This window comes from Rhizobium sp. TH2 (assembly GCF_024707525.1).
In the GTDB taxonomy this organism is placed as follows: domain Bacteria; phylum Pseudomonadota; class Alphaproteobacteria; order Rhizobiales; family Rhizobiaceae; genus Rhizobium_E.
The window spans coordinates 1,689,118-1,702,751 of sequence record NZ_CP062231.1; the positions used below are offsets into that span (position 1 = coordinate 1,689,118).

The window sequence follows — 13,634 nt, forward strand, 5'->3', positions numbered from 1 at the left end:
AGGAGCAGTCCATGGACGATGGAAAACTGTCAGTCGCAATTTTCGACCACCGTCGCGAATTCATAGAGGAGGAACTCGCCGGTGGAGTCTATGCGGACGAGGCCGAAATCGTCGATGCGGCGCTGGAGCTTCTGCAGGCCAGAAAGAAGCTTGTTGTGTTACGTGCGTTGATTGCTGAAGGCGATGAGGACATTGCAGCCGGTCGGATCCACGCATTTGAGAATGCAGGGGATATGACGCGTTATGTTATAGAACGTGCGAAGACGCGCAATTGATTGCACCGCTGAGACACGTTCTTTCCGACAGGGCCCTCGATGATCTTGCTGACATTTACAACTATGTCGCGGCAAAGAATCCAATTGCTGCTGAGAGCCTAGTCGCTGCCATAACTGCAAAGATTGTGGCGATGGCAGCAGCTGGAAACAGCGGTGTCGCGCGTGATGATATCCTACCTGGCCTCAGGGCTCGTCCGTTCAGGCAACGCTGCATCTACTTCCGAGTGATTGGCAGCGAGTTCTACGTCTTGCGTGTGCTTCATGGGAGGCAGGATGTAGGTGCGGATTTGTTCAAGGACGAAAACTGATGGCCAAGACCCGCACCCAATTCATCTGCCAGAACTGCGGCACCGTTCATTCCCGTTGGGCGGGCAAGTGCGATGGCTGCGGCGCCTGGAACACGATCATCGAGGAAGACCCGACCTCAGGCATCGGCGGCGGCCCTACCCGGGCGCCGAAGAAGGGCAGGCCGGTGGTCCTGACCACGCTTGACGGCGAGATCGAGGAAGCGCCGCGTATCGAATGCGGCATTTCCGAACTCGACCGGGCAACGGGCGGGGGCTTTGTGCGTGGTTCCGCGCTGCTGGTCGGCGGCGATCCCGGCATAGGCAAGTCGACATTGCTGATGCAGGCGGCGGCGGCCTTGTCCCGCAAGGGCCACCGCGTCATCTATGTCTCGGGCGAGGAGGCCATCGCGCAGGTGCGCCTGCGCGCCCAGCGCCTGAGTGCGGCCGATGCCGGCGTGCTGATTGCCGCCGAGACCAATGTCGAGGACATCCTCGCAACCCTCGCCGAGGGCAAGCGCCCCGATCTCGTCATCATCGATTCCATCCAGACGCTGTGGAGCGACATGGCGGAAGCAGCACCCGGCACGGTCACCCAGGTGCGGGTCGGCGTGCAGGCAATGATCCGTTTCGCCAAGCAGACGGGCGCGGCTATGGTGCTGGTCGGCCATGTCACCAAGGACGGGCAGATCGCCGGACCGCGCGTCGTCGAGCACATGGTCGATGCGGTGCTCTATTTCGAGGGCGATCGCGGCCATCATCATCGCATCATGCGTACGGTCAAGAACCGCTTCGGGCCGACCGACGAGATCGGCGTGTTCGAAATGTCCGACAAGGGCCTGCGCGAAGTCACCAATCCTTCGGCACTCTTCCTTGGCGAGCGCAATGCAAAGTCGCCGGGTGCGGCGGTCTTCGCCGGCGTGGAAGGCACGCGGCCGGTGCTGGTCGAAGTTCAGGCCCTTGTGGCGCCGACATCACTCGGCACGCCCCGCCGTGCGGTCGTCGGCTGGGATTCGTCGCGGCTTGCGATGATCCTCGCGGTTCTGGAGGCCCATTGCGGCGTCAGGCTCGGCAGCCACGACGTCTATCTCAACGTCGCCGGCGGCTACCGCATCTCCGAACCGGCTGCAGATATCGCGATTGCGGCGGCGCTCGTTTCTTCGCTAGCCTCTCTTGCTCTTCCGCATGATTGCGTCTATTTCGGCGAAATCAGCCTGTCTGGCGCGGTGCGCCCGGTGGGCCATACGGGGCTCCGCCTTAAAGAAGCCGAGAAATTGGGCTTTCAGACCGCAGTGCTGCCAACCGGTTCGGCGGAACTGCCAAAGGGGCTTTCGGGCCGCTGGACGCAGATCGAGAGCCTGACCGACCTGGTCGCACGGATCGCAGGCTCGAAACATGTGGGCCGTGCGGCAAACGACATGGATTAGGCTTTCGCGTTGGCGGTGCCGGATGCTATATGGGCGCGCGTGGTAAGAGTTTGTTAACGGTGGGTTTCGTCCCGCCGTTTTGTGGAGAGATAAATGCCCATTACTGCTTTTGATGGTATTGTTCTTGCTATTGCGCTGTTTTCCGCCGTTCTCGCCATGGTTCGCGGCTTTTCCCGCGAAGTTCTCTCCGTCGTGAGCTGGTTCGGCTCGGCCTATGCCGCCTACAAGCTTTACCCATACGGCCTGCCTTACGCGAAGAATTTCATCGCCGACGAGAAGTTCGCCATCATCGCTTCAGCCGCCGCGATCTTCCTGATCGCGCTGATCGTCATCTCCTTCATCACCATGCGCATCGCCGATATGATCATCGACAGCCGCATCGGGGCGCTTGATCGTACGCTGGGCTTCATTTTTGGTGCCGCGCGCGGTATCCTCATCGTCGTCGTTGCGGTACAATTCTACAATGAATGGGTGCCGCCGGAGAAGCATCAGGCCTGGATCGCCGGCTCTAAATCCAAGCCCTTTCTCGACGATCTTGGGGAAAAGCTGAAGAATGCGCTGCCGGAAGACGTCGCTGCCCTTCTCCGCAAGAAGATCGAAGAGAAGATGAACGACGCCAACGGCAAGGATAATACCGCCACGCCGCCCGCCGATACATCGACTGATACGGCACCTGCCGATCAGCCGGCGGATACGGCACCGGCCGAGGAGCAGACGACGCCGCAGCAGTAAGAGTTCTGTTGAGGCAGGGAGGACTGAGGTTTCCATGCGATGCGGTCTGAAGACACCGGATCGCATGGATGAAGGCGGCGACGCCTGGGCATTTGGCCCGGGGCTACGCTTTCGGCAGGCATCATGTCTTCCGGTCCACGGACCGAGGCTGAATTCGGCGATTTTGAGTGATTGAAAATGCGGGCTGCAAAGCCCATATTCTCGCTTCATTCGAGCCTCCGGATCCGCCTCGTGAAATGGGTCGCTCGACGGGTCCTCAATCCCTAGTTTCCCACGAGCCAAAGGCCGTAAATCCAATGAACGACACCGCCTCTCGCAAGGTCCATGACGATATCGATGGCGACACCCTTCATGAAGAATGCGGGGTGTTCGGCATTTTGGGGCACAGCGATGCCGCGGCGCTGACGGCGCTCGGCCTGCACGCGCTCCAGCATCGCGGGCAGGAAGCCGCCGGCATCGTCACTTTCGACGGCAAGGGCAAGCAGTTCCATACCGAAAAGCGCATGGGCCTGGTCGGCGACCACTACACGGACCCGGCGACGCTGGCGAAGCTTCCGGGCGAAATGGCGATCGGCCACACCCGCTACTCGACCACCGGCGAGGTGGCGCTGCGCAACGTGCAGCCGCTTTTTGCCGAACTCGAGGTCGGCGGCATTGCCATCGCGCATAATGGCAATTTCACCAACGGCCTGACGCTTCGCCGCCAGATCATCTCCACCGGCGCCATCTGTCAGTCGACATCGGATACGGAAGTTGTGCTGCACCTGATCGCGCGCTCCAAGCACCCGTCGTCCTCCGACCGTTTCATCGATGCGATCCGGCAGATGGAGGGCGGCTATTCGATGCTGGCCATGACCCGCACCAAGCTGATCGCCGCGCGCGACCCGATCGGCATCCGGCCGCTGGTGATGGGCGAACTCGACGGCAAGCCGATCTTCTGCTCCGAGACCTGTGCGCTCGACATTATCGGCGCCAAGTATGTCCGCGATGTCGAGAATGGCGAAGTGGTCATCTGCGAACTCCAGCCGGATGGCTCGGTGCTGATCGATTCCCGGAAAGCCTCCAATCCGAAGCCGGAACGGCTCTGCCTGTTCGAATACGTCTATTTCGCCCGGCCGGACTCGGTCGTCGGCGGGCGCAGCGTCTATGTCGCGCGCAAGAATATGGGCATGAACCTCGCCAGGGAAGCCCCGGTCGAGGCCGATGTCGTCGTTCCCGTGCCAGATGGCGGCACGCCCGCGGCACTCGGCTATGCGCAGCAGAGCGGCATTCCGTTCGAATATGGCATCATCCGCAACCATTATGTCGGCCGCACCTTCATCGAGCCGACGCAGTCGATCCGCGCCTTTGGCGTCAAGCTCAAGCATTCCGCCAACCGGGCGATGATCGAGGGCAAGCGCGTGATCCTGGTCGATGATTCCATCGTCCGCGGCACGACCTCGCTGAAGATCGTCCAGATGATCCGCGATGCCGGCGCCAAGGAAGTGCATATCCGCGTCGCCAGCCCGATGATCTATTATCCGGATTTCTACGGCATCGACACGCCCGACGCCGACAAGCTGCTGGCCAATCAGTATGCCGACGTGAACGACATGGCTAAATATATCGGTGCGGATTCGCTCGCATTCCTGTCGATCGACGGCCTCTATCGTGCTGTCGGCGGCGAAGACCGCAACGCCGCCCGGCCGCAATTCACCGATCATTATTTCACCGGCGATTATCCGACACGTCTTCTCGACAAGGACGGCGAGGCCTTGGGTGGCAAGCTTTCGGTCATCGCCAGCAACGGCTGACACCGTCTGGTTTTCCGGTTATGAACACACGAAGGGCTCCGGCCCTTCGTTTCGCGAGAACAGCATGGATCAGGGCACTTCATGAGTATCAATCTGAGCGGCAAGATCGCGCTCGTCACCGGCGCTTCGCGCGGCATCGGCTATTTCACGGCGCTCGAACTGGCAAAGGCAGGCGCCCATGTCGTGGCTTGCGCCCGCACTGTCGGCGGGCTGGAAGAGCTCGACGATGCAATCCAGAAGGTCGGCGGCAGCGCCACGCTGGTGCCTTTCGATCTCGCCGACATGGGCGCGATCGACGGCCTCGGCGGCGCGATCTTCGAACGCTGGGGCAAGCTCGACATCCTAGTCGCCAATGCCGGCATTCTCGGCACCATTTCGCCGATCGGGCATGTCGAGGCCAAGACGTTCGAAAAGGTCATGACCATCAACGTCACCGCCACCTGGCGGCTGATCCGTTCGGTCGATCCGCTGCTGCAGAAATCCGATGCGGGCAGGGCACTGATCCTGTCGTCCGGCGCCGCACACAAATGCCGTCCATTCTGGGGACCGTATTCAGCCTCGAAGGCGGCGGTGGAGGCGCTCGCGCGCACCTGGGCGGGCGAGACGAACCGCCTGCCGCTCCGCATCGTCAGCGTCGATCCCGGCGGCACCCGTACCGCCATGCGCGCCAAGGCCTTCCCCGGCGAGGATCCCGATACGCTGCCGCATCCCTCGGAAGTCGCGCGCGAACTGGTGAAGCTCACCGGTCCGGATATGCGTGAAACGGGCAAGCTCTACATCGTCAGGGAAAAGCGTTTCGGCGACTATGTGATGCCGTAAGGCGCGCGCCAGCGTGCGCGCTCTTCAACTTGTGCCATAGTTTGGATACAAGCAATCGGTACGAGCGCTACGGCTCTGCGGAGGACATTTCTTGGAAAACGCGATCTTCGCCGTAGTCGGCGCGGCTATCCTTGTGTGGCTGATCACCGCCTTCCGCGAGAAGGGTGCCGGCGGCATCACCTATGTCCAGGCGCTCAAGTTCACGCTCCTCAAATTCGTCTTCGGTATCCGGCATTCGGGCTTCGATCCCAAGGCAGAGTGGAAGGGACCGGTTGTCTTCATCGTCCTCGCCCAGTCCTCGCTCGACCGGGCCATCCTGAAGCCGTTCCTGCCCGCCCAGACATTTCATGTCGAGACTGAGGGCGAGGACGCGACGGCGCAGGCCATGACGCTTTTCAAGTCGGTGATGGCGGGCCACGGCATCACCTGTGTCTACCTGCCGCCCCAGGTCGAGGCTTCGCCGGAAACAATGGGATTGCTCGCCGAGATAGGTGCGGTCGCGCGCGAGGCCAGCGCGCGGATTGTGCCGATCTTCATACGCGGCACGCGCTTTTCCCTCTTCTCCCATTGGAAGCAGGCTCAGGCGCCGCGCAGCTTGTTGCCGCAGGTGGTGATGGCGGCCGCACCCGAATTCCAGCTGTCGGGAACCAGCGGCCAGCACTTGGCCGACCAGTTGCTCGATGGCGCGGCCAATGCCAAGTTCCGCTCCGTCAATCTGCGCCAGTCGCTGTTCGAGGCGCTGGTCGCGGCAGCCAAGCTCTACGGCCCTTCTCGCGAGATCCTCGAGGATGCGCTGGGCGCCAGGCTGAGCTACCGAAAGCTGCTGATCGGCGTGCGGGTGCTGGCGAAGCGGATCGAAGCCATGTCCAAGCGGGGCGAGGCGATCGGCATCCTGCTGCCCAATTCCACCGGCGTGGTGGTCGGCATGTTCGCGGTGGCGTCCGCCGGGCGGGTCGCGGCGATGCTCAATTATACCGCTGGTCCCGCAGCGATCGTCTCGGCACTCGGCACCGGCAACATCTCGACCGTGCTGACATCAAAGGGCTTCATCGAAAAGGCGGATCTCGGTGGCCTCATCGAGAAAATGAAGGAAAGCGGGGCCAAGATCGTCCATGTCGAGGAGCTGCGCGAGAGCATCGGCTTCATGGAGAAGTTCCGCGCTTTCCTGTTGTGGCGGCGTGCCGTTGCGAAATCCAAACCGGACGATCCGGCCATCGTGCTCTTCACCTCGGGTTCCGAGGGTACGCCGAAGGGCGTCGTGCTCTCGGCGAACAGTCTCGTCGCCAATGCCGCGCAGGTCGATTGCCGGATCGATTTTTCGAGCGAGGACACGCTGTTCAACGTGCTTCCGCTGTTCCATTCCTTCGGACTGCTCGGCGGCGCCTTCCTGCCGATCTATTACGGCGTCCGGCTGTTCCTCTATCCCTCACCGCTGCACTACAAGCTGATCCCGTCACTGGCCCGCAAGGTGGCGCCGACATTCATGTTCGGAACCGATACGTTCCTCAACGGCTACGCGCGCGCTGCCAAGGATGGCGATTTCGACAGCCTGCGGATGATCGTTGCCGGAGCCGAGGCGGTGAAGCCCGAGACGCGCAAGATGTACCGCGACCGCTTCGATGCCCTGGTTGTAGAAGGCTACGGTATGACAGAAGCCTCGCCCGTCGTGGCGGTCAACTCCGCGACCTTTTCCAAGGACGGCAGCGTGGGCAGGCTGCTCACCGGCATGGAAATGCGCATCGAACCCGTCGAGGGGATTGCCGAGGGTGGACGGTTGTTCATCGCGGGGCCCAACCTCATGCTCGGATATCTACTCGGTGACAAGCCCGGCGTGGTCCAGCCGCTGGCCAGCAAGTGGCACGATACCGGCGACATTGTCTCGATCGACGAGCGGGGCTTCATCAGCATCAAGGGTCGGGCGAAGCGTTTCGCCAAGATCGCCGGCGAAATGATCTCGCTCGGTGCCGTGGAGATGATGGTCAAGCAACTCTGGCCAGAGGCCAACCATGCGGCAATCTCGCTTCCCGACAAGCGGCGCGGTGAACGGATCGTTTTGGTCACCACGCAATTGCCAGCGCGGAAGGACGAGTTGATCGCCTATTCCAAACGCTTCGGCGCGACCGAGATGATGATCCCCGATGATATCGTCAACGTGCCGGAGATACCGGTCCTGGGCAGTGGCAAGGTAGATTACACGGCGACCACTGCGCTAGTGGCGGGGACCGTCGTCGTCTGAGCCTTCTACGCGGCTGGGTGGCACTTCAGGCACCACGCCTTCTTCCACATCCCTTTCGTGTGCCGGCAAGGAGCCGTATTTCTTCATCCAGGCGCGGGCGCCGAATGGCAGTGTGCAGAGATAGAGGATGGAGGTCGCGGCGAGAACCTGCCAAGTGTAACTCATCAACAGCGCCACATAGACCACGACCACCAGGATGAAGGGCAGGGCGTTTTCGCGCCGGATCATGCCCTGCGCCTTGCCAGACCAGACGGGAATGCGCGAGACGAGGAGATAGCCGATCAGAACCGTATAGGCCGCCGAGCAGTAGCCGTAGATGGGCGAAGCTTCCAGCCCGAGGAAGCCGATATAGACCGGCAGCATGACGAGCAGCGCCCCGGCCGGCGCCGGCACGCCGACGAAATATTCCGAGAGCCATTTCGGCTTGTTCGGCCGGTCGGTCATCACATTGAAGCGCGCCAGCCTTAGGCCGGCCGAGATCGCGAAAATCAGCGCCGCGATCCAGCCGATCGAACGGGCCTGGTCGAGCACATAGACATAGAGGACTAGCGCCGGGGCGACGCCGAAATTGACGATATCGGCCAGCGAATCCATCTGCACGCCGAAATTCGAGGTGGCGCGCATCATCCGCGCCACTCGTCCGTCGATGCCATCGAGAAAGGCGGCAACCAGCACCATGGAGACGGCCAGTTCATAGCGACCCTCGAAAGCCAGCCTTATGCCGGTGAGGCCCGCGCAGATCGCCAGCACCGTGATGAGGTTCGGCACCATCATGCGAAGCGGAATTTCGCGCAGGCGCGGGCCACGGGCTCCATCGTCCTTGGCATGTGTTCCCGGCGGTGTGGCGGCGCTATCCATTTCCAGGTTCCTCACATCCGCCGGCCGAGCACCGGCCCCTTGTCGCTGCCGAATTCGGCAAGCACCGTCTCGCCACCGATCGCGGCCTGGCCGACGGTCACGTGCGGGGTAAAGCCTTCGGGCAGGTAGACATCGAGCCGCGAGCCGAAACGGATCAGGCCGAAACGCTGGCCGGCATCGATCTGCATAGTCGGCGTGACCCAGCAAACGATGCGGCGCGCCACAAGGCCCGCCACTTGCACGACGCCGATGCGGCCATGGACGGTATCGATGACCAGACCATTGCGCTCGTTGTCTTCGCTTGCCTTGTCGAGATCGGCATTGAGGAACTTGCCCTCGCGATAGACGACATGATCGATCATGCCCTTCATCGGCGCGCGGTTGATATGGCCGTTGAACACGTTCATGAAGATCGAGATCTTCAGCATCGGCTCGGCGCTCAGCGCCAGTTCAGCCGGCGGAACCGTCATGGAAACCAGCGACACCGTCCCATCGGCCGGGCTGATCGCGTAATCCTCGTCCTGCGGCACCGAGCGCTCGGGATCGCGGAAGAAATAGGCGCACCAGAGCGTCAGGATCAGGCCGATCCAGAACAGCGGCTGCCAGAGAAAGCCGAGGATAAGGGACAACGCAAAGAAGGCGACGATGAACTTGTGCCCTTCCCGATGGATCGGCACGAGTGTTTTGCGGATGGTATCGACAAGGCTCATTCGATCGGGGCTCCTGGTTGCGGCACCGGACTAGCGCGAAATGGGGTCCTCTTCAACCATGTTCAAGGCGGAAAGGTTGGGGCGGGAGGAAGAGGTGCGGTTAGATGCCCAGGAACAGGACGTCGAGTGCCGCGGTGATCTGATCGCGTTGATCAGCTATGCTGCCTACGCTCTTTCCAATATCGCGCGTTCTCACCGCGGACATCAACTGCGGCATGAAGAGATACGTGCGGGAATTGAAGCGTAGTTCGCGATTGACCCTTCTCAATGGTTTCAATCTTGGATCGGCTGGTACCAGGGGTGCCAGAAGACGCGTGTTGTATTCATCGACAGCGCCAGATTGCAGATCGACAAAAAGCGTATCCGAACCCGGCAGTGAGTAGACGTCGAATTGCGCCATCAGAACTGTCGGTACTTTTCGAGCGGAAGCCCGTGCTCCTCTACCCAGGCATTCATTGACGCGAACGCTTTCGCATTTTCCCGTTTGAACAGCCGCTCAGCTTCGAGGCGTTCTTGTGGCGTCCGTGCCGCGCGTTCCATGCGAAGACGTTCAAGGTCGGCTTGCATATTCTCGGGCACTTTCTTCGAACTGGTCATCTCGTTCTCCGTCTTTACCCAAGCATACTAGCCATTCGCCGCCGGATTTCAACGTTCAAACATAGCGTCGCTCATAGCGCCTACCCAAGCTGGTCAGCAATTCATAGCCGATCGTGCCTGCCGCACGCGCCGCTTCATCCAGTGTGATTCCGTTTCCGAACAGCGAGATGTAATCGCCTGTTTTCACATGCGATTTATCGATGTCCGTGATGTCGAACATGGTGAGGTCCATGGTAACGCGGCCGATGACCGGCACTTTCTGTCCCGCAACGAAACCGAAAGCACCAGGTGATCCGGCCTGCCTCAGCGCGACACCCGAGCCGGACAGCGACCGGTGCCAGCCATCCGCATAGCCCGCGCCCACCACAGCCACCCGGCTGTCGCGCGCCAGCGTTTGCGTGGCACCGTAGCTGACCTTTTCGCCGGCGGTGACATCGCGGATCTGCAGGATGCGTGCCTCGGCCGTCACGACCTGCCGCATGGGATTGGCCACGCCGCAGACAGACTCGCCGCCATATAGCGCGATGCCGGGACGGGTGAGGTCGAAATGATATCCGGAGCCGAGGAAGATGCCAGCCGAGCTGGACAGGCTTGATTCCACGCCTGGGAAAAGCCGGCTAACCGTCCGAAAGGATTCAAGCTGCTGACGGTTCAACGGATGGGTCGGTTCGTCGGAGCAGGCGAGATGGCTCATCAGCATGACGGGAGCCGCAACACCGGATGTCGATAGGCGCGCGGCCTCTTCGGGATGCACGCCCAGGCGGTTCATGCCGGTATCGACATAAAGCGCGTGAGGGTGCGTGCGGCCAAGGCCCTGGAAGAAATCGAACTGCTCGACCGAGGCGATCACGGGAATGAGACCATTGGCGAAGCACTGGTCCTCCCATCCAGCCCATAATCCGGAGAGAACGAAAATGCGCGCATCCGGCAGTGTGCTGCGGAGTTCGGCGCCCTCGGTAACCGTCGCGACGAAAAAGGTCCGGCAGCCGGCCCCGGACAAGGCTTGCGCGACGGGCGCGGCCCCCAGGCCATAGGCATCCGCCTTCAGCACGGCCGACGTTTCCGCCCGGCCGCTGCGCTCCGCCAGCATCCGCCAGTTAGCCGCAATCGCACCGGTATCGACCGTCAGCCGCGCAGGCGCGATATCGAAAGTGCTGGCTTGGGGCGGCGGCATATCCATGGCCGCGCTCTTAATGAGAAACTTCGGCGGGGGCAAGCATGAGCACTTTTGTTCAAGACGGTTGAGTGAAAATGCGGTATTTGAGCCACCATGCAGAATGTTTCCCAATCGCAGGCGACGGAAGCCGTGCCGGTGACGGCGAAGGAAAAGACCAGTTTCTGGCGGGCCAAGCCCTTCCGGGACATGGAATGCATGACGGCGACCTTCATCACCCACGCATTCGCGCCGCATGCGCACGACACGTTCTCGATCGGCGCGATCGAATCCGGTTGCCAGATCGCCAGCATCCGCGGCGAACGCGAGTTCACCGGGCCGGGCGCGCTCTACCTGCTCAATCCCGGCGAGATCCATGATGGCGCGCCCGGCATCAGCGATGGCTATCGCTACCGGATGATCTATCCGGAGATCGCGCTACTGACCGGGATTCTCGAAGATGTGACGGGTCGCAGCTTTCAGGGAACGCCGAGCTTCTCGCGCCAGTTGCTGCATGATCCGGACCTCGCCCAGGCGTTCCATCATGCCCATCGGCTGGTAGAAGCCGGAGACGAACCGCTCGCGGCCGAGGAGGCGATGTACAGTGTGCTCTCGCGGATGTTCGCCCAGTATGGCAGCGTCATCATCTCGCCGCCGGCCGAGACGGGGCGCATAGGGGTGGCGCGTGCGCGGGACTATCTCGCCGAGAATTTCGAAAGTGATATCGGGCTGGAGGAACTGGCGGGCGTGGCGGGGCTCAGCCGCGCGCATCTGATCCGGGCTTTCCGGCGCGAGTTCTTCATCACGCCGCATGCCTTCCAGACCGACATGCGCGTCCGACAGGCGCGGCGCCTGCTGCGCGAAGGCGCATCGCCGTCTGAAGTGGCTTTGCAATGCGGGTTCGCCGATCAGGCGCATTTCACCCGTCACTTCAAGGCCCGCACGGGCGTCACGCCGGCCGTCTTCCGCAACGGCTGATTTTCTCAACCCCCGAGCACTTTCCTTCAAGACCCGCGTTATGCCCAAGGCTAAGAGGGCGTAACCAATCAGGAGAAATCATGACCTGGAAAGCGGAATTTACCGCCGGTGTGAAAACCATCGCACCGATCATCGTCGCCGCCATGCCGATCGGCCTCGTCTTCGGTGCCGTCGCCGCCGCCAAGGGGCTGTCGCCACTGGAAGCGACCTTGATGAGCGCCATGGTGTTTGCCGGAGGCTCGCAGTTCGTGGCGATGGATATCTGGACCCATCCGGCGAGCTGGACGGCGCTCGGCTTCGCAGCCCTGCTCGTCAATATCCGCCATGTTCTGATGGGTGCTTCCCTCGGACACAAGATGGACGCTTTCTCTCCCTGGCAGAAATATCTCGCTGTGCTCGTGATGGCCGACGAGAACTGGGCGATGGCCGAGGCGCGCGCTCGGAAGACCAAGCTGACGCCCGCCTTTTTCGCGGGCTTATCGATCTTCTTCTATCTCAACTGGATCATATGCAGCCTGGCTGGTGCGCTGCTCGGGGCCTTCCTCGGCGATCCCGCCGTTATCGGGCTGGATTTCGCCTTTCCGGCGGTGTTCATCGTGCTGGTCATGGGCTTCTGGAAAGGCCCGGCTACCGGCATGGTGCTGATCGCGAGCGCACTCGCCTCGATCCTGGTGCACCATCTGGTTCCCGGCGCCTGGTACATCGCGGCGGGGGCGGCTGCGGGATTGGTGGCGGCGGTCGTCACCGGACGGTTCAGAAAAGTGGCGGTGGCGCAATGACGATCGATCTCAATACATTCCTCGCAATCCTCGCCATGGCCGCCGCGACGATCCTCACGCGCGTCTCCGGCGTGTTCCTACTGCGCTACATCTCGATCGGCGAGCACGCGCGGGGAGCACTCGATGCGATCCCTCCCGCCGTGCTGATGGCCGTCATCGCGCCCACTGCGCTCGCGACGGGCTTGGCCGAGACGATCGCATGTGCCGTGACGGCGCTTGCTGCATTGCGGCTTCCATTGCTGGCCTGCGTGGCGATCGGGGTGGGGACCGTCGTGGCGTTGCGGGCGGTTGGGTTTTAGGGCGCCAATAACTTTGTCGATCGCCCCTGCCGTTCAAGAATTTTGGATGCCTTCTTGTCGAAAGTGACAAAAGTCTCGCCGCCGAGCCATTGGCCTTCATAGGCTATGACGCCATCAGCGAAATCGCCGCCGGCATTCAGCGCGGCGAGACCGGCTTCGACCGCCGGACGGTTGGCGACGACATTCGCTGTGCCGAGAAGCTGGCTTATCGACGCGGAGATATCGGCACGCGACGTTTTATAGTGGGAGCTTAAGACCCAGGCGAATTCACAAAGAACCTGCAGGCCGATGGCGATGACCTCGGCTGATTCAAGAATCTCTGCCGCAAGCTCGCTCTGTTGGACATCGTCCTCGACGAAAAACCGTATCAGTACGTTCGTATCTGTTGTCGCCAGCATCAATCGCCGCGCCCGGCGCGAGAACCAGCCTCGGCGATAGCCTCACCGATCTCCTTGATCGAAAGCTTCCGGCCATTGGTCTTGCCGCGCAGGAACCCGCGCAGATCACGGATGGTCCCCTTGGGCTTGCCGGCCTTTATTTCTGCGCGGCCGTCGGGAAGCAGGTCCACGTGGATCTTGTCGCCCGGCTCGATACCCAGATGCTGAAGCACGTCCTTGCGGAGGGTAACCTGACCCCGTGCTGTGACAGTCAAGCTGGTCATGACAGGATCTCCGTGGAATACCAAATGAAAGTA

At 61.8% G+C, this 13,634-nt stretch carries 17 protein-coding genes; 10 read left to right on the forward strand and 7 right to left on the reverse strand.

Annotation, left to right across the window (positions count from 1 at the left end):
- Positions 1-11 precede the first annotated feature (11 nt).
- From IHQ71_RS08490 to IHQ71_RS08520, 7 genes are all read left to right on the forward strand, one after another.
- On the forward strand, positions 12-275 hold the full coding sequence (locus IHQ71_RS08490) for a type II toxin-antitoxin system ParD family antitoxin (protein ID WP_258161515.1): 264 nt from the start codon (positions 12-14) through the stop codon (positions 273-275).
- Positions 272-583, forward strand: coding sequence for a type II toxin-antitoxin system RelE/ParE family toxin (locus IHQ71_RS08495; RefSeq protein ID WP_258161517.1), 312 nt, complete (start codon positions 272-274; stop codon positions 581-583). The genes IHQ71_RS08490 and IHQ71_RS08495 overlap by 4 nt, the downstream gene beginning before the upstream one ends.
- Positions 583-1,986 (forward strand): DNA repair protein RadA, encoded by a 1,404-nt coding sequence (gene radA / locus IHQ71_RS08500; protein WP_258161518.1) that lies wholly within the window; start codon positions 583-585, stop codon positions 1,984-1,986. The genes IHQ71_RS08495 and radA overlap by 1 nt, the downstream gene beginning before the upstream one ends.
- A 93-nt stretch (positions 1,987-2,079) precedes the next feature.
- Positions 2,080-2,718 carry a CvpA family protein gene (locus IHQ71_RS08505; protein WP_258161519.1) on the forward strand — a complete coding sequence of 213 codons (639 nt, stop codon included), beginning with the start codon at positions 2,080-2,082 and terminating at the stop codon, positions 2,716-2,718.
- A 296-nt stretch (positions 2,719-3,014) separates the two neighbouring features.
- Complete coding sequence (gene purF / locus IHQ71_RS08510; protein WP_258161521.1) at positions 3,015-4,511, forward strand: amidophosphoribosyltransferase; 1,497 nt, start codon at positions 3,015-3,017, stop codon at positions 4,509-4,511.
- An 81-nt stretch (positions 4,512-4,592) separates the two neighbouring features.
- A complete protein-coding gene (locus IHQ71_RS08515) occupies positions 4,593-5,330 on the forward strand; it encodes an SDR family NAD(P)-dependent oxidoreductase (protein WP_258161522.1) in 738 nt (245 codons plus the stop codon).
- Positions 5,331-5,421: 91 nt separating this feature from the next.
- The gene (locus tag IHQ71_RS08520; RefSeq protein WP_258161523.1) at positions 5,422-7,566 is read left to right on the forward strand and encodes an AMP-binding protein; all 2,145 of its coding nucleotides are present in this window, start codon (positions 5,422-5,424) and stop codon (positions 7,564-7,566) included.
- On the opposite strand, the gene pssA is transcribed toward IHQ71_RS08520, so the two are convergent.
- The 5 genes from pssA to alr form a co-directional block, all read right to left on the reverse strand.
- On the reverse strand, positions 7,540-8,424 hold the full coding sequence (gene pssA / locus IHQ71_RS08525) for a CDP-diacylglycerol--serine O-phosphatidyltransferase (protein WP_258161524.1): 885 nt from the start codon (positions 8,422-8,424) through the stop codon (positions 7,540-7,542). The genes IHQ71_RS08520 and pssA overlap by 27 nt on opposite strands.
- Positions 8,425-8,435: 11 nt before the next feature.
- Positions 8,436-9,134, reverse strand: a complete 699-nt coding sequence (locus IHQ71_RS08530) for a phosphatidylserine decarboxylase (protein WP_258161526.1) — start codon at positions 9,132-9,134, stop codon at positions 8,436-8,438.
- Positions 9,135-9,234: 100 nt separating this feature from the next.
- A complete protein-coding gene (locus IHQ71_RS08535; protein WP_258161527.1) occupies positions 9,235-9,534 on the reverse strand; it encodes a CcdB family protein in 300 nt (99 codons plus the stop codon).
- Positions 9,534-9,731: a type II toxin-antitoxin system CcdA family antitoxin gene (locus tag IHQ71_RS08540; RefSeq protein WP_258161529.1), complete on the reverse strand. Its 198-nt coding sequence runs from the start codon at positions 9,729-9,731 to the stop codon at positions 9,534-9,536. Before IHQ71_RS08540 ends, IHQ71_RS08535 begins: the two co-directional genes overlap by 1 nt.
- Positions 9,732-9,786: 55 nt before the next feature.
- Entirely contained in the window at positions 9,787-10,911 is a 1,125-nt protein-coding gene (alr, locus tag IHQ71_RS08545) for an alanine racemase (protein ID WP_258161530.1), read from the reverse strand.
- A 90-nt stretch (positions 10,912-11,001) separates the two neighbouring features.
- On the opposite strand from alr, the gene IHQ71_RS08550 reads away from it, so the two are divergent.
- From IHQ71_RS08550 to IHQ71_RS08560, 3 genes are all read left to right on the forward strand, one after another.
- The gene (locus tag IHQ71_RS08550) at positions 11,002-11,862 is read left to right on the forward strand and encodes an AraC family transcriptional regulator (RefSeq protein ID WP_258161531.1); all 861 of its coding nucleotides are present in this window, start codon (positions 11,002-11,004) and stop codon (positions 11,860-11,862) included.
- 80 nt (positions 11,863-11,942) lie between these two features.
- A complete protein-coding gene (locus IHQ71_RS08555; RefSeq protein WP_258161532.1) occupies positions 11,943-12,641 on the forward strand; it encodes an AzlC family ABC transporter permease in 699 nt (232 codons plus the stop codon).
- Positions 12,638-12,940: an AzlD family protein gene (locus tag IHQ71_RS08560; protein WP_258161533.1), complete on the forward strand. Its 303-nt coding sequence runs from the start codon at positions 12,638-12,640 to the stop codon at positions 12,938-12,940. The genes IHQ71_RS08555 and IHQ71_RS08560 overlap by 4 nt, the downstream gene beginning before the upstream one ends.
- Here the strand turns inward: IHQ71_RS08560 and IHQ71_RS08565 are convergent.
- Together IHQ71_RS08565 and IHQ71_RS08570 are read right to left on the reverse strand one after the other, a co-directional pair.
- Positions 12,937-13,338 carry a type II toxin-antitoxin system VapC family toxin gene (locus IHQ71_RS08565; protein WP_258162781.1) on the reverse strand — a complete coding sequence of 134 codons (402 nt, stop codon included), beginning with the start codon at positions 13,336-13,338 and terminating at the stop codon, positions 12,937-12,939. The genes IHQ71_RS08560 and IHQ71_RS08565 overlap by 4 nt on opposite strands.
- On the reverse strand, positions 13,338-13,601 hold the full coding sequence (locus IHQ71_RS08570) for an AbrB/MazE/SpoVT family DNA-binding domain-containing protein (RefSeq protein WP_258161534.1): 264 nt from the start codon (positions 13,599-13,601) through the stop codon (positions 13,338-13,340). Before IHQ71_RS08570 ends, IHQ71_RS08565 begins: the two co-directional genes overlap by 1 nt.
- Between the last annotated feature and the right edge of the window lie 33 nt (positions 13,602-13,634).

Excerpts from the sequence above, each read along its gene's own strand:
- IHQ71_RS08490 (WP_258161515.1), top strand. The coding sequence starts at position 12 with ATGGACGATGGAAAACTGTCAGTCGCAATTTTCGACCACCGTCGCGAA.
- radA (WP_258161518.1), top strand. The coding sequence starts at position 583 with ATGGCCAAGACCCGCACCCAATTCATCTGCCAGAACTGCGGCACCGTT.
- IHQ71_RS08505 (WP_258161519.1), top strand. The coding sequence starts at position 2,080 with ATGCCCATTACTGCTTTTGATGGTATTGTTCTTGCTATTGCGCTGTTT.
- purF (WP_258161521.1), top strand. The coding sequence starts at position 3,015 with ATGAACGACACCGCCTCTCGCAAGGTCCATGACGATATCGATGGCGAC.
- IHQ71_RS08515 (WP_258161522.1), top strand. The coding sequence starts at position 4,593 with ATGAGTATCAATCTGAGCGGCAAGATCGCGCTCGTCACCGGCGCTTCG.
- pssA (WP_258161524.1), bottom strand. The coding sequence starts at position 8,424 with ATGGATAGCGCCGCCACACCGCCGGGAACACATGCCAAGGACGATGGA.
- IHQ71_RS08530 (WP_258161526.1), bottom strand. The coding sequence starts at position 9,134 with ATGAGCCTTGTCGATACCATCCGCAAAACACTCGTGCCGATCCATCGG.
- IHQ71_RS08535 (WP_258161527.1), bottom strand. The coding sequence starts at position 9,534 with ATGGCGCAATTCGACGTCTACTCACTGCCGGGTTCGGATACGCTTTTT.
- IHQ71_RS08540 (WP_258161529.1), bottom strand. The coding sequence starts at position 9,731 with ATGACCAGTTCGAAGAAAGTGCCCGAGAATATGCAAGCCGACCTTGAA.
- alr (WP_258161530.1), bottom strand. The coding sequence starts at position 10,911 with ATGGATATGCCGCCGCCCCAAGCCAGCACTTTCGATATCGCGCCTGCG.
- IHQ71_RS08550 (WP_258161531.1), top strand. The coding sequence starts at position 11,002 with ATGCAGAATGTTTCCCAATCGCAGGCGACGGAAGCCGTGCCGGTGACG.
- IHQ71_RS08555 (WP_258161532.1), top strand. The coding sequence starts at position 11,943 with ATGACCTGGAAAGCGGAATTTACCGCCGGTGTGAAAACCATCGCACCG.
- IHQ71_RS08560 (WP_258161533.1), top strand. The coding sequence starts at position 12,638 with ATGACGATCGATCTCAATACATTCCTCGCAATCCTCGCCATGGCCGCC.
- IHQ71_RS08565 (WP_258162781.1), bottom strand. The coding sequence starts at position 13,338 with ATGCTGGCGACAACAGATACGAACGTACTGATACGGTTTTTCGTCGAG.
- IHQ71_RS08570 (WP_258161534.1), bottom strand. The coding sequence starts at position 13,601 with ATGACCAGCTTGACTGTCACAGCACGGGGTCAGGTTACCCTCCGCAAG.